Genomic DNA, 22818 nt, shown 5'->3' with positions numbered 1-22818 from the left:
TAGTAGAAGCTGTACTTTCTCATTTAGCAGCTATTTACCCGCGGTTCTTAGCAAGTGGTACTATTCAGCATTCATCCTCATCCAAACCTGTATGAAAAGCATCCGGGACAAGCTGTACATCGTCATATTTGAATCAGACACACCGGCCGGCAAAACCTTCGATGTAGCCCTGATTATATCCATTGTTATTAGTGTCCTGTCAGTAATGCTGGAAAGCGTACCTTCGTTGCGGGCCCAGTACCAGCCCCAGTTCTTCGCGATTGACTGGTTCTTTACCATACTATTCACTATTGAATATCTGCTCCGTATCTGGACCTCGAAGAGTACCCGCAATTATGCATTGGGTGTCTGGGGTATTATTGACTTGCTGTCTATTCTACCGGCCTTCCTGGGTCTGTTTGTGTCAGGTACCCAGTTCCTGCTGGCCATCCGGATACTAAGGGTACTCAGAGTATTTCGTATCCTGAAGCTGGCCCGTTATATCTCAGCCGCGCAAACCATCACCAAAGCCCTGGCCAATAGCTACCAGAAGATCCTGGTGTTTCTGGGCATGGTACTCTCTATCGTAATCATACTGGGCACCGTCATGTACATGGTTGAAAACGGCAATGATCAGCAAAGCGCATACAGCAGCATTCCGCTAAGTATCTACTGGGCTATCGTCACGCTGACGACCGTAGGATTTGGAGACATAGTACCGGCAACAGTGATGGGTAAGATTATTGCCTCTCTGATCATGCTCATCGGTTATGCCATCATTGCGGTACCCACGGGTATCGTTACCAACGAACTGCTGCACCTTCAGAAGGAACCTCGTACCTGTCCGAACTGTGGCAATGCTCAGAATGACCCTGACGCTGTCTACTGCAAAAAATGCGGCAGTAAACTGGATGCCGTTTAGGCCTCTTCGTCCGGAAGTACAGGGAGCATAATCGTAAAGGTAGTACCCAGTCCGGGTTCAGAAGAAGCCGTGATAGTGCCGAAGTGGTTCTGAACAATCTTCTTACAAAGAGACAGTCCAACTCCCAGCCCGCTTGTATTTGTATCCAACTTTTTGAAGAGTTGAAATACATACGTCTCAAATTCCTTCTCGAAGCCGATGCCATTATCTGTAAACAGTACTTTGACAAAGTCAACGTACTTGTACCTGCCCTGCACGGTTTTGAAACGGTTACGTCTGACTACGCTCCCCGTCACCGTTACGTGCAGAGGCCGGTCAGCCGACCGGTACTTCCCAGCGTTTTCAAACAAATGGTCAAAAAGCATCTCCAGCTGCCCCGGATCTCCATGGATCACAGGCAAACCATCTAATTCAAATGAGCAGTCAAAGGCATTATCCTCCAGTATGCCGCCTGCCCGGTAGTACGTTACCTGGATCAGCCTTTCCAGATTTACCCTCTTCCTGATGTTTGATGACTCATTGAGCCACACGTACTGCTGCAGACTATACAGTACCTCTTTCATGTAGGCCGCTACCTTAGTAATACGCTCTGAGGCTTTGGCTATACGGGGTGATTCAGTCTCGCTATGTTCGTTAGTAAGTACCTCCGCAAATACCATCATCTTACGCAGCGGCTCCTGCAGATCATGTGATATGATGTGGCTGAACTGCATAAGCTCGTCGTTCCGCTCCTGCAGTTCCTGCAACATATGATCCAGCTCTTCGGCTTGCTTCTGAAGCTCTGCCTTGGCCTTTACAAGCTCCGTATTTTCATTCAGCGCCTTTTCAGCAATCTTTTTGGCCTCCAGGATTTCGGCCTCGTACTTTCCCCGGTTAGGTACACATATACATACGCATACATTGAGCGGCATACCGTTCTGCTCTATACGTCGGGCGTTGAGCAGAACGGGAACCTGGTCCCCGGATTTAGCTTTAAGATTCAGGAATATTTCCTCTGCTTTCCCGTGCATTTTGAGCATCAGGAAGAAGTGCGTCTGGTAAAATATACGGGCGGAGAGAGAAAATACTTTCTCGATAGCATGGGCATGCAGTTCTTCCTTGCTGTACTCCAGCATATCACAGAAGGACTCGTTTACATCCTGAAGGAGGTTGTCATCGGTGAAAGAAAAAATACCTCCCGGTGCCTGATCCAGTAAACTATCCATCTGCTGCTTATGTCCTTGTGAAGTTAACACGTATGGGACAAATACTCTTTAATGATATCAATTGTTTCGTCGGGGGCACTTACATGAGGGCAGTGTCCGGTAGCTTTCATTACTTTAAGGGTACTGTTGGGGAGTTGCCGGTGCAGGTATTCACCTACTTCCATCGGAGCTATGATATCTTCCGAACACTGCATAATCAAAGAAGGCAGCTTAAGTCGGGACAGATCATTGCGATAATCCGAGAAGAAGGTGGCTTCGGCAAACTGACGCGCTATAACAGGGTCGGTAGAGCAGAAGCTATCAGTAAGTTCCTGTCCCAGTTCGGGGCGGTCGGAGTGGCCCATGATCTGGGGCGCCAGGAAATTGGACCAGCCAATGTAGTTTTTCTCCATGGTTTCCAGCAGGCCTTCGATATCCTGTCTTTCAAAACCACCTGTATAGCCTTCGCCATTGATATAACAGGGAGATGGCCCTACCATGACGATGCGTGAGAAATAGCTGGGCTCAGACACGGCAGCCAGCATACCTGTCATACTGCTTACCGAATGTCCCACAAAAATAACATCTCTCAGGTCCAGTGCTTCGCATATTTCCAGCACATCCTGCGCATACCCGTGCAGAGTGGCGTATCTTTCCGAATTATAAGCGCTGATATCAGACTGACCACTGCCTACAAAGTCAAACAGGATTAGCTTATAGTCCTGCTCAAAGGCAGATGTAATATAGCGCCACATGTGCTGATCACAGCCAAAGCCGTGAGCAAACATAATAGGCTGCTCACCCTTTCCAGACACTTTTACATTGTTACGACGCAGGATGTCAGATACCATAGAAGAGATTGCGGATTAGATGCATAGAAAAGAAATCAAAGTTAAATATACTACACTATACTTAAAACTCTGTCACTTATTCCCTAAAATGGATCCTGATGAAGTACCCCACAGGGCTTTTCAAAACATATAGAAGCCATATTCAACATTTATATACCGCTTATAACCTTTAGATTAATTCCCTGTTTATAATCTGTTTGATTTTTCACCATACATGGCAGAAACTGTACTTATCACCGGTGGCACGGGTCTGATTGGCCGCCGTCTTACTGAACTACTTCTGGAAAGAGGATACCAGGTAGCTTACCTCAGCCGGGGATCAGATACCTATCCGAATGTTAAAGTATACCAGTGGGATATCCAGAAAGGAGAGGTGGACAAGGAAGCACTGCTCCACATGGACTACCTCATCCACCTGGCCGGAGCCGGTATAGCTGACCAGCGCTGGACCCAGGAGCGCAAAAAGCTTATTATCAGCAGCCGTACCGACAGTATCAGACTACTGGCCCGGCACATGGCCCAGCTAGGCGTAAAGCCCAAAGCGTTTGTTTCTTCCTCAGCCATCGGCTACTATGGGGCCGATACGGGTGATGTACACCAAACCGAAACCTCCCATCCCGGCCGTGATTTTATGGCTGAGGTGACGGTACAGTGGGAAGCCGCCGCCGATACCGTCAAAGACCTGGGAGTGCGCACAGTAAAGATTCGTACCGGTGTCGTGCTAAGTGATAAGGGAGGGGCGCTGCCTCAGATTGCCGCCCCTGCCCGCTGGGGCTTTGGAGCACCTCTGGGGTCAGGTGAGCAATGGATGTCGTGGATACACATGGACGATATATGCCGCATGTTTATCGAAGCCATGGAGAATACTGGCTGGGAAGGCGTGTACAACGGGGTGGCTCCCTCGCCGGTTACTAACCGGCAACTCACCCAGCTCATTTGCGAGGCACTGCACAAACCGCAGTGGGCTCCGGCCGTCCCTGCTTTTGCGCTGAAGCTGGTATTTGGTGAAATGGCCGCCGTGGTACTGGGTAGCTGCTACGTAGAAAATCAGCGGATAAGCGGTACGGATTTCCGGTATATATTCACCAATCCGGAAGATGCTCTGATCAACCTGCTGCAGAAAAAGCCTCTATAAGTAACTATGGATCAGCTATCCGAACTATATAAAGGGTATCCTTCGGTGATTGACATCCCGGTTGCCTGGGGAGAAATGGATGCCGCCCAGCACCTCAATAATGTAGTCTATATCCGGTATATAGAGAGCGGACGCGTTGCACTTTTTAGAGATTGGGACTTCCTGGGTTTTGATTCGAGTGTAGGCCCTATCCTGTCCGAAGTACGTTGCCGGTATAAAGCACCAGTGACATATCCGGATACGATACGGGTCGCAACAGGGGTTGTTAATGGTAGTATACACCAATACGGATTTGAGTTACACCATCTTTTGATAAGTTATCAGAAGCAACGAATCGTAGCAGAAGGGTACTCGGGTGTGATTAGTTATGATTACACCGCATTACAAAAAGCCCCTCTGCCTGAACGTATTGTTCTGAAAATAAATGAACAGTTGCAGCAGTAATCTATAACTTTTCTACGTCCAAAGAGGTAGTATATACACAAGCCCGGATTTTAAGCATCCCTCTCCCATTTATCTGTGATAAAAAGATCGTGAAGTCATTTCAATAGTTCTTTTTATCAACACTATGATAGAGAATTTCTTTAAGCGTGTACTGGACAGTTACCACCACCGGTTTGTATCCCGCCGGCTGATATTGGCTATTGACCTGGCAATAGTCGCTTTCTCCTTTATAACTGCCTGCATCCTTCGCTTCAACTTTGATATTGCTGACATTGACTGGCTTGTCTACCAGTACTATCTGCTTTTCCTGATATTCGTCCGCTACGTATGCTTTACCACCTTCCGGTCCTACCACGGTATAGTTCGTCATACCAGTCTGGAAGATATGAACCTGATATTTCGGACGGTTACGGCCAGTAGTCTTGTCACGACGTCATTTTCTACTACGGCTGCTTTCTTTTCGGGCTACCACGTACTGTATATACCCATTTCAGTACTCCTGATCGAGTACTTTATATGCCTCTTCCTGATGATCGCCAGCCGCTTTTTTGTGAAGTCCATGTACATGGATATATCCAGCAGAAACCATCGCAGAACTACCCAGGATGTTATCATTTACGGTGCCGGCCGGCTCGGGCTCCTGACCAAAGATGCTCTGCTACGGGAAACAGGAAAGGTCTATAATATCCTTTGCTTTATTGATGACAATACCTTTTTGGGCGAAATGTCGGTGGAAGGGGTACGGGTCTACGATCTGGAAACGGCCTACGAGCAGTTTATGTCAGCAGCTGATAACGAAGTAGAGGTAGTCGTAGCGATTCAGCGCATCAACCCTGCCCGCCGGAAGGCAATTATGGAGTACTTCCTGCAGCGGGATGTTGTGGTCAGGGTAGTACCGTCGGTAGCGGAGTGGCTCAATGGTACCCTTAGCAGCGAACAAATCCGGAAGATCCGGATTGAGGACCTGCTGGAACGGGAGCCAATTCAACTTAGCAATGAGAACATTCAGGATCAGATCACCGGTAAGAGTATACTCATTACCGGTGCGGCCGGCTCCATCGGAAGCGAACTTACCCGCCAGATCCTGCACTACTGCCCCGCCAGGTTGCTCATGCTGGACCAGTCGGAGTCAGGGCTGTATGATCTGGAATTTGAACTCAACCAGGCATGTCCCGAGCAGACTGAACTTGTCAGTATCGTAGCCGATATTACCGATAAGGTGCGTATGCAGCGCATGTTTGAGTTGCACCGCCCCCAGATTGTGTTCCATGCCGCTGCCTACAAGCACGTGCCCCTGATGGAGCGGTTCCCTTACGAGGCTATAAAAACCAATGCTCTAGGTACCAAGCTGATCGCGGATCTCTCGGCTACCTACGATGTAGAAAAGTTTGTATTTGTATCCACCGACAAAGCTGTCAATCCGACCAATGTTATGGGGGCTACCAAGCGACTGGCCGAGATGTACCTGCAGAGCCTAAACGACCGCTTCAAAGACGGCACCCGCTTTGTTATTACGCGCTTTGGTAATGTACTGGGGTCTAATGGCTCGGTGGTACCTCTGTTCAAAAAACAGATTCAGGCCGGAGGGCCCATTACGGTTACGCATCCAGACGTGATCCGGTACTTTATGACCATCCCCGAAGCCTGCCAGCTGGTACTGGAAGCGGGCACCATGGGGGTACGTGGCGAAGTATTCGTCTTTGATATGGGTGATCCCGTTCGTATCCAGGACCTGGCCCGGCGCATGGTGCAGCTATCCGGACTGGAGATAGATAAAGACATCAGGATCAAGTACACCGGCCTGCGCCCCGGCGAGAAACTCTACGAGGAACTGCTGTGCCAGAGCGAGCAGAATCTGCCAACCCACCATCCTAAGATACTCATCGCGCGTATGCCATCAGTCGCCTTTCAGGAGGTGAATAATACGCTGGTAGAGCTCCGCGAAGCCCTGAAAAGAGGGGACCGTGAAGCCATGGTCAGCCTGCTCAAATCAGTCATTCCTGAGTACATCAGCAATAACTCGGAGTTTGAAAAGCTGGATCAGGCAGAGCCAAAGATTACCGTTCCCATCAACTCCAGGCTACTTCTTGAATAACTTTGGCTCTCACTGAATCACTCAATTCTCTTGCTCCTTTGCCAGGAAAAGTTATTTTTGTTGACAGTATGCTTGCATACCATTAAGACATTATATCAACTACCCATTTAGCCTTAATTAACACCATGGCCGAAGCCTATATCTATGACGCCGTTCGAACGCCCCGGGGCCGGGGCAAGTCCGACGGCTCACTGCATGATGTGCAGCCCATACAGCTCCTTACTACGGTACTGAAGGAGATCCGTGACCGCAACCAGCTCGATACTAGCTATGTCGATGATATTATTATGGGCTGTGTGACGCCTATCGGGGAACAGGGAGCCGACATAGCCCGTACTGCCGTTATTGAGGCCGATTATGCCGGAACCGTAGCTGGGGTACAGGTCAACCGCTTCTGCTCCTCGGGCCTGGAGGCCATTAACATGGCAGCCGCCTATGTCATGTCCGGTCAGACGGACCTGATCGTAGCCGGTGGTGTCGAGTCTATGTCACGGGTACCCATGGGGGCCGACGGAGGAGTTATCTTCATGAATCCCCAGATCATAGCCCGCCACAAGATTGTACCGCAGGGCATATCGGCCGACATTATCGCTACCCGCTGCGGATACTCCCGCACCGATGTCGATACCTACGCCGCCGAGTCGTACCATCGGGCTGCCGAAGCGCAGAAAGCCAATCGCTTTGCCCGCACCATGATACCCGTGAAGGACGACATCGGTATCACCCTACTCGACCACGATGAAGGGGTACGTCCCGATACTACCGCCGAGTCGCTGGCTAAGCTAAAGCCTGCCTTTGAAGCACAGGGACAAATGGGCCTGGATGCGCTGGCTCTGATGAAGTACCCCGACATGACCTATATTAACCATGTACACCATGCCGGTAACTCCTCCCAGATCGTCGACGGCGCGGCCGGTATGCTCATCGGCAGCCGGGAGATCGGCGAGCAGTTGGGCCTGAAGCCCCGGGCACGCATCCGAGCCTTTGCCGTGGTAGGTTCCGAGCCCACCATCATGCTCACCGGCCCGGTACCCGCTACCCGCAAAGTATTGAAGCGGGCCGGTATGTCTATCAGCGATATTGAGGTATTTGAGGTCAATGAAGCCTTTGCCGCCATACCCATGTACTTTATGGAGCAGCTCAGCGTGGACCACAGCAAGATCAACCCTAACGGTGGAGCCATTGCGCTGGGGCATCCGCTGGGAGCAACGGGAGCCATCATATCAGCTACCTTGCTGGATGAAATGGAGCGCACCGACAAAGCTGTCGGCCTGGCCACCTTGTGCATCGGTGGCGGTATGGGTATCGCTACCATCTTTGAACGGGTAAACTAATCCAATCAGCTTCAACTACTACGAACCATGGCAATTGACTATGCTATAGACAGGGGTGTAGCCATCATCTCCTGGAATATGACCTCCTCTCCCATGAATGTACTGAATGATGAGTCCATTCCTGAGTTTGAGTCGGCTTTACAAAAAGCCTACGATGACACCAAAGTGGAGGGCATCATTGTTACTTCCTCCAAGCCCGAATTTATAGCCGGGGCTGATCTGAAAATGATTCTCAGGAATCAGGATAAAGATCCCAAGGAAATGCTGGAAGTATCTGCCGGCCTCAACCGCCTCTACCGCAAAATGGAGACCTGCGGCAAGCCTATAGTTGCGGCTATCAACGGTACCGCTCTGGGAGGAGGCTATGAGGCTTGTCTGGCCTGCCACTACCGCATCGCCCTCAATAACCCTAAAACCAAGATTGGTCTTCCCGAAGTGAAGCTGGGCCTGCTACCCGGCGGAGGCGGCACCCAACGCCTTCCCCGTATGATCGGAATGCAGGCGGCCCTGCCCCTGATGCTCGAAGGCAAAGACGCAACTCCCCAGGAGGCCCTTAGTATAGGCATGGTAGACGCCATAGCCGCTACCCGGGATGAAATGATTGAGAAAGCCCGCGAATGGATTGCCGCTAATCCACAGCCGGTAAAGCCGTGGGATCAGGTGGATAAAAAAACGGGACGCATAGTAGGCAAAGACAACTACAAAGTACCCGGCGGTACTATTCAAAGTCCAATAGGCATGCAGACCTTTATGGTAGGTACCGCCATGATGATGGATAAATCCAAAGGCAACTACCCGGCTACCCAGGCTATCATGTCCTGCGTGTACGAAGGCTTGCAGGTGAATATAGACCGTGCTTTAACGATCGAAGCCCGGTATTTTGTCAAAGTGGCCACTTCCCGAGAAGCCGGCAATCTGATCCGTACGATGTTTCTGGGGCTCAATGAGGCCAATAAAGGAGCGAGCCGACCTAAGAATATTGATAAAACAGAAGTCAAAAAGCTGGGTATTCTGGGCGCTGGTATGATGGGAGCTGGTATTGCTTATGTATCGGCTATGGCGGGCATTGAGGTAGTACTGAAGGACATAAACGCCGAAGCCGCCGAAAAGGGAAAACAACATTCCCGACAACTCCTTGACAAAGCCATCAGTCGGGGCAAAATGGATGCCGCAAAAGCCGAAGGGATTCTTACTCTGATCAAGCCTACGGCTGACTACAACGACCTGCGGGGATGCGACCTGATCATAGAGGCAGTATTCGAAAATCGGGAGCTAAAAGCACAGGTGACCAGGGAGGCTGAGCCTATGCTGGCCGAGGGAGGTATATTTGGCTCCAATACCTCTACCCTTCCCATTACCGGCCTGGCCGGGGCCTCAGCCAACCCATCCCATTTTATTGGTATACATTTCTTCTCTCCGGTAGACAAAATGATGCTGGTAGAGCTGATTGTAGGTAAGCAGACTTCTGACTACGCGCTGGTCGTGGCCATTGACTTCACCCGCAAGATTCGTAAGACACCCATTGTTGTTAATGATTCGAGGGGCTTCTATACCTCACGCTGCTTCAGTACCTATACGTCCGAAGGTATGGAACTGCTGAAAGAGGGGGTAAATCCGGTACTGATCGAAAACGCGGGTAAACTGGCCGGTATGCCGGTAGGCCCTCTGGCTGTCACGGATGAAGTGGCCCTGGACCTGGTTTACAAGATTTCGGGGCAGGCTGTGAAGGATGGTGCCATCACCGAAGCCGATATGGCCTACCAGATCAGCCGGAAGTTCGTTGAAATGGGACGCACCGGGAAGAAAGGCCGGGCCGGATTCTATGAGTATCCCGAAGGAGGTGCCAAGCACTTGTGGGCAGGCCTGGCAGACCATTTTCCGGTGTCAGCAGATCAGCCCTCACTGGAAGAAGTAAAAAAACGACTACTGTACCGGCAGGCTCTCGAAGCCGTACGGTGCTACGAGGAAGGGGTGGTCCGTACCCGACTGGACGCCGACCTCGGGTCCATTCTGGCCTGGGGCTTTCCGGCCTACACCGGAGGAGCCCTTTCGTATATAGATTACATTGGTACGCGTACTTTTGTAGAAGAATGCGACCGCCTGGCAGCTATTCATGGCGAACGCTTCCGCCCCACCGAAAGATTGCGGCTGGCCGCTAAAAATAACGAAAATTATCTCCAGCCATCCGGGGCTACGGCAGCCTAAGCCCCTGCCAGTACAAGTACCTTTAAAAGTCGTCACTCGGTATACCAGTGGCGACTTTTTTTGTAAAACGGAGCATTATCTTGAAAATATGAGACTATAAGTAGCCAGATCTGCCTAAAAATACCGTAAACACAGTATTGACACACGAAGTACTATACGTCTACCTTTGTAACAAGCCTTACGACACACATACCACACTCTGAACATCATGTAATCTTTCCACGCAATATCCATACCCACCCACTATGAACAGCTATACACACACTATTACTCATTATCCTGGTAAGCACCACCGCTTACCTTTCCTCTTTGAGGACATAGTGCGTCTGGAAGGCGAAGGCAATTACACTGTGTTCACTCTCGTAGGGGGCAAACAATGTATCACTTCCCGTACGCTGCGTTTCTACGAGGAACTCCTACCCAACAGCTTTGTCAGGATCCACAAGGGGTGCATTATCAATATAGCCTTCCTCGCGAAGCTCTGTATCTCAGAGCGGATGGCTCTACTCACCGATGGCAGCTCCATAGGCATAGCCCGCAGGCGCTGGCCCCAGTTCAGAGAGCTGGTGGAGACACAATACAGAGGATTTATCCAGTAACAATCATTTCTGCCACCTGACGCCCTGTTAGCATAGCTGCATTCAGGGAAGGATAAGCCGTATAGTCTCCACATCTGTACAGGCCTTCGCGCAGGCGTAGCTCTACGGGTTTGCTTCCGGCTCCGTAGCGAACCAGTGCATCCTCTACATGATATGTTTTTAGGTAGCGCCACTCCTGTACTTCGTCCCCAAACCAGTTCCTAAGTACCGAACGAATAGCCCCTTCTGACACATCGTTATTAGATAGTCCCTGACTAGCCAGTCCGGGACTATCCAGTCCAGGCCCCTGAGTGCTTACTGATATAAGCGTTTTGCCTTCCGGTGCGTAGGTAGGTACTACATCCGTCAATATACCTACATGATGTACTACCGAACTCACTTCCGGGTTAAGAAGCAATAGTCGCTGAGGATGTGGCGACCGGTCAGCGACAAAGTACGTACAGACGGTTTTATTAAATACATGGCTGGACGACAGACCAAGTAAGCGGTCGGCCGATCGGGCATCAGTAGCTAGTACCAGGTGTTCGGCCTTTATGGTTTCTCCGTTTTCAAGATGAACGACCTGCCCATCTATTCCGCTGACGCGCGTATTCAGCCGTAGCGAGCCGGCCGGTAGCCCGGCGGCCACCTGCTCAGGTATGGCCTGCATACCGCTGGCCGGCAGGGCCGCTTCCCCATCATAAAATTGCCGGAAGACAAACCTGAAAAAGTTGCTGGATGTGATGAGGTCGTCTTCCAGAAATATCCCGCCAAAGAAAGGCCGGAAAAAGGTATCGATCATCTGGTCGCTACACCCCTTCTCTTTCAGGTAGGCTATGGTTGTTTGATCATCTCCTTCAAAGTAGTCCCTGGTAGTAGTGTTAGTACCAGCTACATCCGCCATAAGCTTCAAAAGTCGCATTTTATCGACCAGTGATCCTACCGGTGCCTTGATACTCTCCCAGATAAATTGCGGTTCCCGTCTGGGATCTGCTATTTCTATGAAGTTGTTGTCATGACGGATAGCCGCACCCGACCTGAACTTCCCTAACCGCAGGGCCGAATAATCGAGCAGGCGCTGGGTTTCGGGGTAGGCAGTGAGCAATATCTGAAATCCTCGATCCAGACGAAATCCATCCACCAGATCAGTCCTGATCCTGCCTCCTACGGCATCGGCTGCCTCCAGTACCAGGCAGGATACGCCCGACTGGCTAAGGTAGTGTGCGCAGGTCAGGCCGGCCATACCGGCCCCTATTATGACTACAGGATAGGACGTTTCCATGTTATTAACAGAGATAAGCTTTGTAAAATATAATATTTATAAGAAATTTCTAATGAAGACTTTAAGCAGCGTAGACTCTTTTTCATAAAAAAATAAGTAGCTTTGTGTCCCCCGAAAAGCCATAGTACATAAGTTAAGACCTCAGGTAGTTGCACATCGAATTGTAGGATATATAGGTAAAAGAGTCAATCTTTAGGTCTTTAGTACGTTCAAAAAGACATTTTTTCAGTAACTTATGGTTTAAGCTTCTTGTTGGGAGTTATCTAAGCCAGGACCAACAATTTTAGAGAGACCATCGAATGGTATAGCTCTGAAGCTATCAGCCGGTGAGTCAACAAACTTCTTACCAATCAATAGTAATGAAATATAAAGTACACGTAGAAGGCGATTTTAGATTTATTGACGAAGGCCAGGGCGAAAATCTCCTGCTGCTACACGGGTTATTTGGGGCTTTGAGTAACTGGGATGGGGTTATTGATGGCTTCTCGAGCCGCTATCGTGTTATTATACCGGTACTACCGATCTATGAACTTTCTCCCCGTAAAGCCGGACTGGAAGCACTACTGGAGTTTCTGGAAAAATTTCTGGCCGCCAAGGGTCTAAAGAACCTGACCCTGCTGGGCAACTCCCTGGGTGGACACGTAGGCTTACTTTATACCCTAAAGAATCCTGAGAACGTACAACGCCTGGTACTGACAGGTAGCTCCGGCCTGTTTGAGAACTCAATGGGGGGATCTTTCCCCAAGCGTGGCAGCTACGACTACATAGCCGAACGCGTCTCCTACACCTTCTATGATCCGCAGGTAGCTACCAAGGAGCTTATCGATGAGGTGTTTGAAGTAACATCAAGTATCGCTAAGTGTATGAGTATAGTAGGCATAGCCAAGTCGGCCCAGCGCCACAACCTGTCTAAGGAGCTAGACAAGATCAAGATACCTACCCTGCTCGTGTGGGGCCTCAATGATACCATTACGCCTCCGTACGTAGGGCATGAGTTCAACCGGCTCATCAAGGGCTCGGAACTACATTTTGTAGACAAGTGCTGCCACGCCCCCATGATGGAGCATCCGGAGAAGTTTAACCGCATCCTGGAACAATTTCTTAAAAAGCATACGTTAATAGAAGTAGCATAACCCTGCTACTACCAAATACGAAGGGCCGCATGCGGCCCTTTTTTTGTGGCAAACTTTTTTAGAAGTAAATTTGATAGTAACCAGTTTTTTTTTAGTTTTCGAAAAAGACACTCAAGAATCGTATGCTTGCAGCCACTCTAATCAATCCGATGGTACCCACGCTTAAGCTCACTGATGCAGTGAGTATGGCGCTGGATTGGATGGAGGAGTATGAGACAAGGCAGCTTATAGTAGCAGAAGCAGATGAGTACAGAGGAATTGTATCAGAGGAAATATTGCTGGATGTGATTGATGACTCTCAGCTCATATCTGAGGTAATCAGACAGCATCAGGATGTATACGCTACCGAAGATCAGCATGTATATGAGCTACTCCGCCTGGCCAATCAGTTTAGTCTGAAAGTAATACCTATTCTACATGAGGATAATACTGTAGCCGGCACTATCCTGGTAGGTGAATTGCTGGGGCGCTTTGCGGATGTACTGGGTGTGCAGGAGAAGGGAGCCGTGTTAGTTCTGAAAGTGAATGAACGGGATTACTCACTGTCCGAGATAAGCCGACTGATCGAATCCAATGGTACCAAGATTATCAGCAGCTACTATACAACGTCTACTACTTATACCTCACCGGAAGACTCGCGCCTTACCCTTAAGCTCAACCGAACCAACATTACCCCTATTGTAGCTACGCTGGAGCGCTTCGGCTATGACATTAAGGAAGCGCATGCCAATGACCCAATTGAAAATGTAGATCAGGAGCGGCTTGATATGCTCATGAGGTACCTGGCTACGTAGTAGGCCCAACTAAAAATACCGTAAAGTTTTTTGATTAGGCAGGTTGTGCCTTATCTTTCGGATGGCTAAAGGAGTCACCTTCCTTCCGTTGTATGAAAATAGCTATTCACGGACGTATCTTCACCGAATCGGCTCGCCCATTCATTCAGGCAATGTTCGATGATTTGTCAGCAAGACAGATTGACGTACAGCTTTCAGACGAGTACCGGATCATCCTGGATGAAATAGGGATATCGCATAAAGTGTCGCAGGTGTATGATTCACCTGACACGCTATTTGATGCCGATTTTATATTCAGCCTGGGAGGAGACGGTACTTTACTTGATGCCGTCACGCATGTAGGCGCCCGCGAAATACCCATTGTTGGTATCAACGTAGGGCGGCTGGGATTTCTGGCTACTATTTCCCCGCCTGATCTGCCTTCACTCATTGTTACTATTGAGGCAGGTCTATTCCGGCTGGACCACCGTTCGCTGGTATGCGTAGAGTCTGATGAAAATCTCTTTGGCAGTATCAACTTCGGACTGAACGACTTTACCATTACCAAAACCGATACCTCTTCCATGATCACCGTCCATGCCTATATGAACGGTGAGTTTTTGAATTCATACTGGGCCGATGGACTCATCATCTCTACCCCTACCGGCTCTACTGGCTACTCCCTCAGCTGTGGAGGCCCCGTACTGGTACCTCAGACCCAGAACTTCATCGTTACGCCAGTCAGTCCGCATAATCTGAACGTACGCCCTATGGTAGTTGAAGACACTGCTGTACTGAGCTTTGATGTCAAAAGCCGTAGTGGCAGCTTTCTGGTGTCACTGGATGCCCGCTCGCAGGTAGTCAACGAAGGTACCCGTATCAAGGTCAGCAAAGCCAACTTTGTAGCCCGGCTCGTAAAGATGAATGAGGATAGCTTTTTTAATACGCTCCGCAATAAGCTGTCGTGGGGGCTGGATATGCGTAATTGATCCTCCTGTTTTTGTATCAAAAAGGTAACAACCGCTGACAGGATAAGTATCTTTGTCCAACCTTTGCTATGGCCGCTCTGCGGAGTTGACTTCACCACCTAAACGGATCATGCAGCTATTCTTCCATACCTTTGACTTACAGCTCAAGCATACTTTTACCATTGCTCATGACTCCCGTGATGTGCAGCCAACCCTGATCGTAGAACTGCGGGAGGGCCCCTTCTCCGGATTTGGCGAAGCTACCTCCAACAAGTACTACGGCATCACCATCCAGAGCATGATTGAAGCCCTGGAAAAGATACGGCCCGTGATCGAAAGCTACTCGTGGGGTACACCCGAAGAGCTGTGGGAGAAGGTACACCCCTACCTGCGAGACAATCCCTTTGCTCAGTGTGCACTGGACGAGGCCGCCCATGATTTGTTTGCCAAGCGGCAAGGTATGAAGCTGTACGAATCGTGGGGACTCCAGCCGGATCATAACCCCATCACCGACTATACCATTGGTATTGACTCCGTCGATAAAATGGTGGCTAAAATGCAGGAGATGCCCTGGCCCCTGTACAAGATCAAGCTGGGTACGGATGATGACCTGCACATAGTACGAGAGCTACGTCGCCATACTTTGGCTACCTTTCGGGTCGATGCCAACTGCGCCTGGACCGCTGAACAGACGGTCCGGTACTCCCACGAGTTGAAAGAGCTAGGGGTAGAATTCATTGAGCAGCCCCTACCAGCCGCTGACATCGAAGGCATGAAGCAAGTGTATACTGAAAGTGCTTTACCCGTTATAGCAGACGAGAGTTGTATCGTAGAAAGCGACGTAGTGCGTTGTGAGGGGCTATTTCACGGAGTCAATGTAAAACTCACTAAATGTGGTGGCCTTACTCCTGCCCGCCGTATGATCGCCCAGGCGAAGGCGCTGGGTATGCAAACGATGGTAGGCTGTATGAATGAGTCTAGTGTAGGCATATCGGCCATCGCGCATCTGCTCCCCCAGCTAGATTACGTAGATATGGATGGTACACTACTCATTGGGAACGATCCGGCTCAGGGCGTCACGTTTGACTACGGGCGGATTATCTACGCCGACGAAAATGGTACCGGAGCCAGACTAACCGCACAGGCATCATGAATAAGACCTTTACGATTCATGAGCTACCCGGCCGCACCGTACCCTTGGAAGATGGCAAACGCTACTTGTGGTTTAGTGGTACTGACTACCTGGGCATGGGACATAACCCTACTTTTCAAAAGTACCTGCACGAAGGCATTGAGCATTACGGCACCCATTTTGGAAGCTCCCGCAACAATACTTTACGCCTTGCTGCGTACGAAGAGGCCGAACTGGCTCTGGCGCAATTCACAGGAGCCGCGTCAGCGCTAAGTGTATCATCCGGGATGTGGGCCGGGCAACTGGTGATGAAGTACCTGGAAAACAGTGGACCTACCTCCGATTCCTCAGCGAGGTACCACTTCGCTCCCTGCGTCCATCCGGCCCTATGGGGAGCCCACTATCAGCCCTCTGCTGCTGCCTCCTGGACTGAATGGGCTAAGCATACCGTACAGGCCATACAAGAGGCTCCCGCTGAACAGGTACATGTAATCTGTACCGACTCTATCGGCTCTCCCTGGGTCGAGGCCTATGACTTTTCTATTTTCGAAGAGCTTCCTGCCGATAAACCAATTTGGCTTGTAGTAGACGATTCGCATGGCCTGGGAGTACTGGGTGAACAGGGATGTGGTATTCTCCGCCTGTTGCCTCATCTACCCAATATACATACCCTGGTCGTTTCCTCGCTTAACAAGGCTATGGGTATTCCGGCCGGAGTGATTTTGGCAGAAGATACAATAGTTCAGGAGATACGCCGTCTGCCCTGGTTTTCCGGAAGCTCGCCCAGTGCTCCGGCTTATATGTACGCTCTCACCCGATTGTTGCAAATGGGGGAGTACCCTAAGGCCCACCAGCAATTGTTAGCCAATGCCCGCTACTTCTCCGATAAAGTCCGTTCAGAAGGTCTTTTTGTTCAGTATGATGATTATCCGGTCTATTGCAGTCGTAACGTGAAGCTGTACGAACATCTGCTCAACCATGGTATCCTGTCGGCCTGCTTCCCCTATCCCCGCCCTAACGATGAGCCAGTGATGCGGGTAGTCATCAGCGCCTATCATCAAAAAGAAGACCTCGACCAATTGGCCGAGGTCTGTAATACTTTCAGTAGTTAAATCTCAACTATCTAATTTTTATAGATTCGTAAGCCCCTTCTCCTCCTCCAGCTTGGCTCTTTCTACGCGGCCTGATACGACTATACTTACTTCGTACAGGAACATCAGTGGCAGCGCAACCAGAATCTGGCTGTAGATATCCGGTGAAGGTGTAATAATAGCGGCTACGATCAGGATTACGATCCAGGAGTGGCGGCGGTACTCCCTCATGAAGCTTGGAGTAAGCATGCCTACTTTTGACAGTACGAATACCACTACCGGCAGCTGGAAAGCAATCCCACACGCCAGGGTCAGAGTGGCTACTGTTCCGATGTATGAACCAATACTGAACTCGTTAATAATAGACTCGTCGAGCTGGTAGTTGGCCAGGAAGTTGATGGCAAGCGGCGTTACAATAAAATACCCAAAGAATACCCCTGAAAAGAACAGGAAAGTAACATAGAATACAGCGCCCCGGGATGCCCTGACTTCGGATGGCTTAAGACCCGGCTTAATGAAACGCCATATTTCCCAGAAAGCATAGGGGAAAGCAAAGATCAGACCGGTAATGACCGCTGAGGTAAGACCCATCGTAAACTGATCTCCCACCCCGATACTCTGGATCTTGAAGTTCAATGCTTTGATACATAATCCCTCAACCCCTACGGCATCGCCCAGCTTGCAAAGCATCCGGTACGTCCAGAAATCAGCCTTACCGGGAGCCAAAATGACATAACGGTATATTTCCTTTATGAAGATATAAGCAATTATCGCGAAGACAAGTATCGAACCGACAGCACGGATAACATGCCACCTCAATTCCTCCAGGTGCTCCAGGAAGGTCATTTCAGCGCCTTCTTCTTCTAATTCCTTTTCAAATTCCTGATCAAGAGCCATATTTCAATATATAATACCGCCGAACGGTTAATTCTTAAATGCGAAAGTAGAGATAGTATTAACCGCCGAAATTAGTTAAAAAATCCATTAGGTAGATGAATATACATCTAAATGCTGTTCTTCACACCCAGATGGTCAAATATGAAAGCATTTACATGATTGCTTATACCCCAATAAGTACCTACGACAGATCTTACTTTAACGATTAAACCCCAGTGCTATTTTTATTTGATCTGGACAAATTGCAACTGTCAGGAGTAAAAAAGGGCGAAACTGACCGCTTCGCCCTTTTTTAACTTATTTCAAAATTATAGTATCTACTGGTATTAGATGTAAAGCGGGAATTGCTTCATCCACTCGTTTACTTCCTGCTTCACCTGAGCCAGTTTGGCGTCGTTATCATGGTTCATCAATACCACGTCAATCAGATCCACGATACGCTCCATATCGGTCTCCAGCAGTCCGCGGGTAGTCATGGCAGCCGTACCTACGCGCATACCTGAGGTTACCATAGGTGATTTGTCATCAAAAGGTACCATGTTCTTGTTGATGGTGATATCTGCCTTGATCAGGGTGTTCTCAGCTAGCTTACCAGTCAGATCCTTAGAACGTAGGTCGATCAGCATCAGGTGGTTATCAGTACCGCCGGAGATGATCTTATACCCTTTGTCTACAAATGCCTTAGCCATAGCCTGCGCATTCTTCTTCACCTGTACGGCATAGTTGTAGTATTCGTCGCTCAGTGCTTCTCCGAAGGCTACCGCTTTAGCTGCAATAATATGCTCCAAAGGACCGCCCTGTGTACCTGGGAATACACCCGAGTCAAGCAGTGATGACATGGTACGCAGTTGACCTTTAGGAGTGGTGATTCCGTAAGGATTCTCAAAGTCATTACGCATCATGATCAGACCACCGCGAGGTCCGCGAAGGGTCTTGTGCGTAGTAGTAGTTACGATATGACAGTGCTCAAGCGGGTCGTTTAATAGTCCTTTGGCAATCAGACCGGCCGGGTGCGAGATATCAGCCATCAGCAAGGCTCCGATTTGGTCAGCAATAGCGCGCAGACGTATGTAATCCCAGTCACGGCTGTACGCCGAAGCACCGCAGATCAGCAGTTTCGGGCGCTCACGCAGAGCAGTCTCTTCTACTTTATCCCAGTCGATCAGACCTGTCTCGGGCTCTACACCATAGAATATAGGCTGGAAGTACTTTCCTGAGATATTAACGGGTGAACCGTGCGTCAGGTGACCACCGTGCGCCAGGTTGAAACCCATAATTTTATCACCCGGATTCAGGCACGCCAGGAATACCGCTGTATTGGCCTGTGCTCCCGAGTGTGGCTGTACGTTAGCCCAGGTAGCTCCGAAGAGTTCTTTGATACGATCAATAGCCAGTTGCTCAATTTCATCAACAACTTCACAACCACCGTAGTAGCGCTTGCCGGGGAGACCTTCGGCATATTTGTTAGTCAGGACACTGCCCGCAGCTTCCATAACCTGCTTCGAGGTAAAGTTCTCGGAAGCGATCAGTTCTATACCCGATTCCTGGCGGTGTAGTTCTCGGTTGATCAAGTCAAATACCTGCGTATCGCGGGCGACGGTCGTGAGAGTAGACATGAGATTTCTGTAAAAATGTGATAGTAAGCAATAAAGGCACAAAAATACAGTCTAATTTAGTAGGAAAGAAATACCTGAATAAATCTTTCCTCTGTCGTACATTATAAGCATGAAAATTGATCTTATCACAGTTGAAATTGTCTTCTATTTAAAGAGAAAGTTATTTTTTAAAAAATTTTAAATATTACTTAAATTCAGTAGTACCTTTGCATAAATTGCTTGTACATCTACAAATTACACCTATGCCCTTTCATAAATAACATCTTCATGGAGCCACAAACCTTAAATTCGGAATCAATCTTAATTCCAACGGCTAACAATGCCTCTGCCCGATCGAATGACAGCCGCATTGGCCAGCCGATTACCTACGAGAAAATACCGACGCATATTTTTGCCAGCTCGAAGGATGCCTCCAGCGCGGTAGCCCGGGAGATAGCCGATCTGATCCGTCAAAAGCAGCGCGAAGGTAAGCCTTGTGTGCTGGGTCTGGCAACGGGTTCATCTCCTAAGACTGTCTATGCTGAGCTGGTACGTATGCACCGTGAAGAAGGACTGAGCTTCCGGAATGTAATCTCCTTTAACCTGGACGAGTACTACCCGATGCAGCCGGATTCAATCTTTAGCTACCACCGGTTCATGAAGGAGCAACTCTTCGACCACGTAGATATTGATCCGGCAAACTTCTTCATACCTGATGGTACCATTCCGGTGGACCAGCTACAGGACTACTGCCGCTCCTACGAAAACAAGATCAACTCGGTAGGTGGACTTGACTTCCAGCTGTTGGGTATCGGGGGTAATGGTCACATTGGCTTCAATGAGCCCGGCTCCCTGATTAACTCACGCACCCGCCTTATTACGCTAGATCACTCGACCCGTGCCGCTGCGGCTATGGAGTTTGGTGGACTGGCTCAGGTACCTCGTAAGGCTATCACGATGGGAGTCGCTCCTATCATGAGTGCCCGCCGTATAGTACTGCTGGCCTGGGGTGAGCGTAAAGCTCAAATGATCAAAAGTGCGGTAGAAGGCTCCGTTACCGAGCATAACCCTGCCTCTTATCTGCAGGCACATCCAAATGTAACATTCCTTCTGGACGATCGGGCCGCTTCTGAGCTTACCCGTGTCAAATCGCCATGGGCCGTAGATACGGTAGTGTGGGACAACCGGATGATCAAGAAAGCCGTGACGCACCTGTCCCGGACCCTGAATAAGCCTATCCTGAAGCTCATAGATAAGGACTATAACGACAACGGTATGAGTGACCTGCTCGCTCAGTACGGTGCCAGCTATGAGATCAATATAAATGTATTTAACCAGCTACAGCATACTATTACCGGCTGGCCCGGTGGTAAGCCCAACGCTGACGACACCAAGCGTCCGGAGCGGGCAGAACCAGCCAGAAAGCGTGTCATTATATTCAGCCCCCACCCTGATGATGATATCATCTCGATGGGAGGTACCTTCCAGCGCCTGGTCGATCAGGGACACGATGTACACGTAGCGTACCAAACTTCGGGTAACATCGCGGTAGCCGACGACGAAGCGCTTCGCTTTATCGACTTCGTAGTTGACTTCAATGACCGCTTTGACATCGAAAGCAACGAGGTAACCCGGTTGTTCCAGGATGCTAAGGAGTTCCTGAAGCACAAAAAGGATAGCCAGATTGATACGCCCGAAGTACGTCACGTAAAAGGTCTGATCCGCCGTGGTGAGGCTAAGGCTACGTGTCGCTTTGTGGGTGTTCCGATGGAGAATGTTCACTTCCTGGATCTGCCTTTCTACGAGACAGGTACCGTACAGAAGAAGCCACTTGGCGAAGAAGATATTCAGATTATAGAAACTCTGATCGATGAGGTACAACCCCATCAGATCTACGCGGCCGGTGACTTTGCTGACCCGCACGGAACACATAAGGTATGCTGGGATGGTATCGAAGCAGCTCTCAAGCGTTCGAAGAATAAGGATTACATGAAGGACTGCTGGATATGGCTGTACCGCGGTGCCTGGGCTGAGTGGGATATCGACGAGATTGAAATGGCCGTACCTATGAGTCCTGACCAGGTACTCAAAAAGCGGATGGGTATCTTTAAGCACCAGTCGCAGAAAGACGGGGTTGTATTCCAGGGAGAAGACTCACGCGAGTTCTGGCAGCGCGCCGAAGAGCGTAACCAGGGTACTGCCAAGCTCTATGACGACCTTGGTCTGTCCGAGTACGAAGCGATGGAAGCGTTTGTACGCTGGCACGTGTAGGATACCTCTGTATAATATAGATTCTTATAGTCCGCTGGTTAATCATCAGCGGACTTTTTTAATTGCAAAAGGTCATTTCGTTACAGCTATCAGCTAGTAGATTTCTCAGTCTATGCTAACTTCGCTTTATTGAGAAACCGCGCGTGAAGGTTTCGCTCCAATTGAACCAACTTTAGTGGTTTATGAACCAAAATCCTTTCCTTAAAATAATTGCTTTCGCTCTTCTAATTGGCCTATCGGCTCATACGCTGCTGCCAGAGCCCATCACCGTCTACCTGATCGGAGACTCCACCATCTCAATAAAAGAAAAAAGGTACTATCCCGAAACCGGTTGGGGAATGCCCTTTGCTTACTTTTTTAAAGAGAATGTAACGGTAGATAATCGAGCCATGAATGGCCGGAGCACGGGCAGCTTCATTGCCGAAAACCGATGGCAACCCGTAGCCGATCACCTCAGCCCGGGCGACTACGTACTAATTCAGTTTGGACACAACGATGAGGTAAAAACCAAGAAGACTTATACTACCGAGGAGGAGTTTCAGAATAACCTGATTCGGTTTGTGCGGGAAGCTCGGGCCAAAAAGGCCCATCCCGTGCTTATCACGCCCGTAGCCCGGCGCAGTTTCAACGAGCAGGGGCAACTGGAAGATACCCATGCGGTCTACTCACAGCTGGTAAGGAAGGTAGCTAAGGCCCATAAAGTACCTCTGATAGACCTGGATAAGAAAAGCCAGTCCCTGCTGACCGAAATGGGGGTGGAGAACTCTAAACTGTTGTATTTGCACCTTGCCCCGGGTGAGCACCCTAACTACCCTCAGGGCAAGGTGGACAATACTCATTTCAGCGAATTGGGAGCACGCAAGATGGCGCAACTGGTACTGGCCGAGATTAGGGAGCTCGGGCTGGACCTGGCTGACCACATCGTAAATCCTACCCAGAAGTAAGGTGG

The 22818-nt window shown here is 49.6% G+C and carries 19 protein-coding genes; 14 read left to right on the top strand and 5 right to left on the bottom strand.

Annotated elements, in window-relative coordinates; genetic code table 11:
- Window positions 1-91: 91 nt before the first annotated feature.
- On the top strand, window positions 92-901 hold the full coding sequence (locus JUB14_RS03390) for an ion transporter (RefSeq protein WP_207504354.1): 810 nt from the start codon (window positions 92-94) through the stop codon (window positions 899-901).
- On the opposite strand, the gene JUB14_RS03385 is transcribed toward JUB14_RS03390, so the two are convergent.
- Both JUB14_RS03385 and JUB14_RS03380 read right to left on the bottom strand, forming a co-directional pair.
- Window positions 898-2106 (bottom strand): PAS domain-containing sensor histidine kinase, encoded by a 1209-nt coding sequence (locus JUB14_RS03385; protein WP_207504353.1) that lies wholly within the window; start codon window positions 2104-2106, stop codon window positions 898-900. The genes JUB14_RS03390 and JUB14_RS03385 overlap by 4 nt on opposite strands.
- 23 nt (window positions 2107-2129) lie before the next feature.
- Window positions 2130-2936 (bottom strand): alpha/beta fold hydrolase, encoded by an 807-nt coding sequence (locus JUB14_RS03380; protein WP_207504352.1) that lies wholly within the window; start codon window positions 2934-2936, stop codon window positions 2130-2132.
- Between the two features lie 214 nt (window positions 2937-3150).
- Here JUB14_RS03380 and JUB14_RS03375 point away from each other — a divergent pair, with 214 nt between their 5' ends.
- From JUB14_RS03375 to JUB14_RS03350, 6 genes are all read left to right on the top strand, one after another.
- Window positions 3151-4071: a TIGR01777 family oxidoreductase gene (locus JUB14_RS03375; RefSeq protein ID WP_207504351.1), complete on the top strand. Its 921-nt coding sequence runs from the start codon at window positions 3151-3153 to the stop codon at window positions 4069-4071.
- 6 nt (window positions 4072-4077) lie between these two features.
- A complete protein-coding gene (locus tag JUB14_RS03370; RefSeq protein WP_207504350.1) occupies window positions 4078-4515 on the top strand; it encodes an acyl-CoA thioesterase in 438 nt (145 codons plus the stop codon).
- A 124-nt stretch (window positions 4516-4639) separates the two neighbouring features.
- Window positions 4640-6610, top strand: coding sequence for a polysaccharide biosynthesis protein (locus JUB14_RS03365; protein ID WP_207504349.1), 1971 nt, complete (start codon window positions 4640-4642; stop codon window positions 6608-6610).
- A 125-nt stretch (window positions 6611-6735) separates the two neighbouring features.
- A complete protein-coding gene (locus tag JUB14_RS03360; RefSeq protein ID WP_207504348.1) occupies window positions 6736-7944 on the top strand; it encodes an acetyl-CoA C-acetyltransferase in 1209 nt (402 codons plus the stop codon).
- Window positions 7945-7971: 27 nt separating this feature from the next.
- Window positions 7972-10149 (top strand): 3-hydroxyacyl-CoA dehydrogenase NAD-binding domain-containing protein, encoded by a 2178-nt coding sequence (locus tag JUB14_RS03355; protein WP_207504347.1) that lies wholly within the window; start codon window positions 7972-7974, stop codon window positions 10147-10149.
- A gap of 245 nt (window positions 10150-10394) precedes the next feature.
- The gene (locus JUB14_RS03350) at window positions 10395-10748 is read left to right on the top strand and encodes a LytR/AlgR family response regulator transcription factor (RefSeq protein WP_207504346.1); all 354 of its coding nucleotides are present in this window, start codon (window positions 10395-10397) and stop codon (window positions 10746-10748) included.
- On the opposite strand, the gene JUB14_RS03345 is transcribed toward JUB14_RS03350, so the two are convergent.
- Complete coding sequence (locus JUB14_RS03345; RefSeq protein ID WP_207504345.1) at window positions 10738-12009, bottom strand: protoporphyrinogen/coproporphyrinogen oxidase; 1272 nt, start codon at window positions 12007-12009, stop codon at window positions 10738-10740. The two genes, JUB14_RS03350 and JUB14_RS03345, sit on opposite strands and share 11 nt — an antisense overlap.
- Before the next feature lie 359 nt (window positions 12010-12368).
- On the opposite strand from JUB14_RS03345, the gene JUB14_RS03340 reads away from it, so the two are divergent.
- The 5 genes from JUB14_RS03340 to JUB14_RS03320 all read left to right on the top strand — a co-directional run bounded on the left by JUB14_RS03340 (window position 12369) and on the right by JUB14_RS03320 (window position 17127).
- The gene (locus JUB14_RS03340; protein WP_207504344.1) at window positions 12369-13142 is read left to right on the top strand and encodes an alpha/beta fold hydrolase; all 774 of its coding nucleotides are present in this window, start codon (window positions 12369-12371) and stop codon (window positions 13140-13142) included.
- A 122-nt stretch (window positions 13143-13264) separates the two neighbouring features.
- A complete protein-coding gene (locus JUB14_RS03335) occupies window positions 13265-13936 on the top strand; it encodes a CBS domain-containing protein (protein ID WP_207504343.1) in 672 nt (223 codons plus the stop codon).
- A 92-nt stretch (window positions 13937-14028) separates the two neighbouring features.
- On the top strand, window positions 14029-14904 hold the full coding sequence (locus JUB14_RS03330; protein ID WP_207504342.1) for an NAD kinase: 876 nt from the start codon (window positions 14029-14031) through the stop codon (window positions 14902-14904).
- Between the two features lie 109 nt (window positions 14905-15013).
- Window positions 15014-16036: a dipeptide epimerase gene (locus JUB14_RS03325; RefSeq protein ID WP_207504341.1), complete on the top strand. Its 1023-nt coding sequence runs from the start codon at window positions 15014-15016 to the stop codon at window positions 16034-16036.
- Entirely contained in the window at window positions 16033-17127 is a 1095-nt protein-coding gene (locus JUB14_RS03320; protein WP_207504340.1) for an aminotransferase class I/II-fold pyridoxal phosphate-dependent enzyme, read from the top strand. Before JUB14_RS03325 ends, JUB14_RS03320 begins: the two co-directional genes overlap by 4 nt.
- 18 nt (window positions 17128-17145) lie before the next feature.
- Here the strand turns inward: JUB14_RS03320 and tatC are convergent, their stop codons facing one another.
- A complete protein-coding gene (gene tatC, locus JUB14_RS03315) occupies window positions 17146-18003 on the bottom strand; it encodes a twin-arginine translocase subunit TatC (RefSeq protein ID WP_207504339.1) in 858 nt (285 codons plus the stop codon).
- 326 nt (window positions 18004-18329) lie between these two features.
- Window positions 18330-19619 (bottom strand): serine hydroxymethyltransferase, encoded by a 1290-nt coding sequence (glyA, locus tag JUB14_RS03310; protein WP_207504338.1) that lies wholly within the window; start codon window positions 19617-19619, stop codon window positions 18330-18332.
- 267 nt (window positions 19620-19886) lie between these two features.
- Here glyA and nagB point away from each other — a divergent pair, with 267 nt between their 5' ends.
- Together nagB and JUB14_RS03300 are read left to right on the top strand one after the other, a co-directional pair.
- Window positions 19887-21869 (top strand): glucosamine-6-phosphate deaminase, encoded by a 1983-nt coding sequence (gene nagB / locus JUB14_RS03305; RefSeq protein ID WP_207504337.1) that lies wholly within the window; start codon window positions 19887-19889, stop codon window positions 21867-21869.
- A gap of 182 nt (window positions 21870-22051) precedes the next feature.
- Window positions 22052-22813, top strand: coding sequence for a rhamnogalacturonan acetylesterase (locus JUB14_RS03300; RefSeq protein WP_207504336.1), 762 nt, complete (start codon window positions 22052-22054; stop codon window positions 22811-22813).
- Window positions 22814-22818 lie beyond the last annotated feature (5 nt).

Source organism: Telluribacter humicola, from assembly GCF_017355935.1.
In the GTDB taxonomy this organism is placed as follows: domain Bacteria; phylum Bacteroidota; class Bacteroidia; order Cytophagales; family Spirosomataceae; genus Telluribacter; species Telluribacter humicola.
Note: the sequence above shows the minus strand (reverse complement) of the source record. Positions and strands in the feature narration are given on the sequence as shown.

What these genes read in the sequence shown, in the direction of transcription:
- JUB14_RS03300 (WP_207504336.1), top strand. Translation starts at nt 22,052, where the DNA reads ATGAACCAAAATCCTTTCCTTAAAATAATTGCTTTCGCTCTTCTAATT.
- JUB14_RS03320 (WP_207504340.1), top strand. Translation starts at nt 16,033, where the DNA reads ATGAATAAGACCTTTACGATTCATGAGCTACCCGGCCGCACCGTACCC.
- JUB14_RS03330 (WP_207504342.1), top strand. Translation starts at nt 14,029, where the DNA reads ATGAAAATAGCTATTCACGGACGTATCTTCACCGAATCGGCTCGCCCA.
- nagB (WP_207504337.1), top strand. Translation starts at nt 19,887, where the DNA reads ATGGAGCCACAAACCTTAAATTCGGAATCAATCTTAATTCCAACGGCT.
- JUB14_RS03385 (WP_207504353.1), bottom strand. Translation starts at nt 2,106, where the DNA reads ATGGATAGTTTACTGGATCAGGCACCGGGAGGTATTTTTTCTTTCACC.
- JUB14_RS03360 (WP_207504348.1), top strand. Translation starts at nt 6,736, where the DNA reads ATGGCCGAAGCCTATATCTATGACGCCGTTCGAACGCCCCGGGGCCGG.
- JUB14_RS03380 (WP_207504352.1), bottom strand. Translation starts at nt 2,936, where the DNA reads ATGGTATCTGACATCCTGCGTCGTAACAATGTAAAAGTGTCTGGAAAG.
- JUB14_RS03350 (WP_207504346.1), top strand. Translation starts at nt 10,395, where the DNA reads ATGAACAGCTATACACACACTATTACTCATTATCCTGGTAAGCACCAC.
- JUB14_RS03335 (WP_207504343.1), top strand. Translation starts at nt 13,265, where the DNA reads ATGCTTGCAGCCACTCTAATCAATCCGATGGTACCCACGCTTAAGCTC.
- JUB14_RS03370 (WP_207504350.1), top strand. Translation starts at nt 4,078, where the DNA reads ATGGATCAGCTATCCGAACTATATAAAGGGTATCCTTCGGTGATTGAC.
- JUB14_RS03340 (WP_207504344.1), top strand. Translation starts at nt 12,369, where the DNA reads ATGAAATATAAAGTACACGTAGAAGGCGATTTTAGATTTATTGACGAA.
- JUB14_RS03325 (WP_207504341.1), top strand. Translation starts at nt 15,014, where the DNA reads ATGCAGCTATTCTTCCATACCTTTGACTTACAGCTCAAGCATACTTTT.
- glyA (WP_207504338.1), bottom strand. Translation starts at nt 19,619, where the DNA reads ATGTCTACTCTCACGACCGTCGCCCGCGATACGCAGGTATTTGACTTG.
- JUB14_RS03355 (WP_207504347.1), top strand. Translation starts at nt 7,972, where the DNA reads ATGGCAATTGACTATGCTATAGACAGGGGTGTAGCCATCATCTCCTGG.
- tatC (WP_207504339.1), bottom strand. Translation starts at nt 18,003, where the DNA reads ATGGCTCTTGATCAGGAATTTGAAAAGGAATTAGAAGAAGAAGGCGCT.
- JUB14_RS03365 (WP_207504349.1), top strand. Translation starts at nt 4,640, where the DNA reads ATGATAGAGAATTTCTTTAAGCGTGTACTGGACAGTTACCACCACCGG.
- JUB14_RS03375 (WP_207504351.1), top strand. Translation starts at nt 3,151, where the DNA reads ATGGCAGAAACTGTACTTATCACCGGTGGCACGGGTCTGATTGGCCGC.
- JUB14_RS03390 (WP_207504354.1), top strand. Translation starts at nt 92, where the DNA reads ATGAAAAGCATCCGGGACAAGCTGTACATCGTCATATTTGAATCAGAC.
- JUB14_RS03345 (WP_207504345.1), bottom strand. Translation starts at nt 12,009, where the DNA reads ATGGAAACGTCCTATCCTGTAGTCATAATAGGGGCCGGTATGGCCGGC.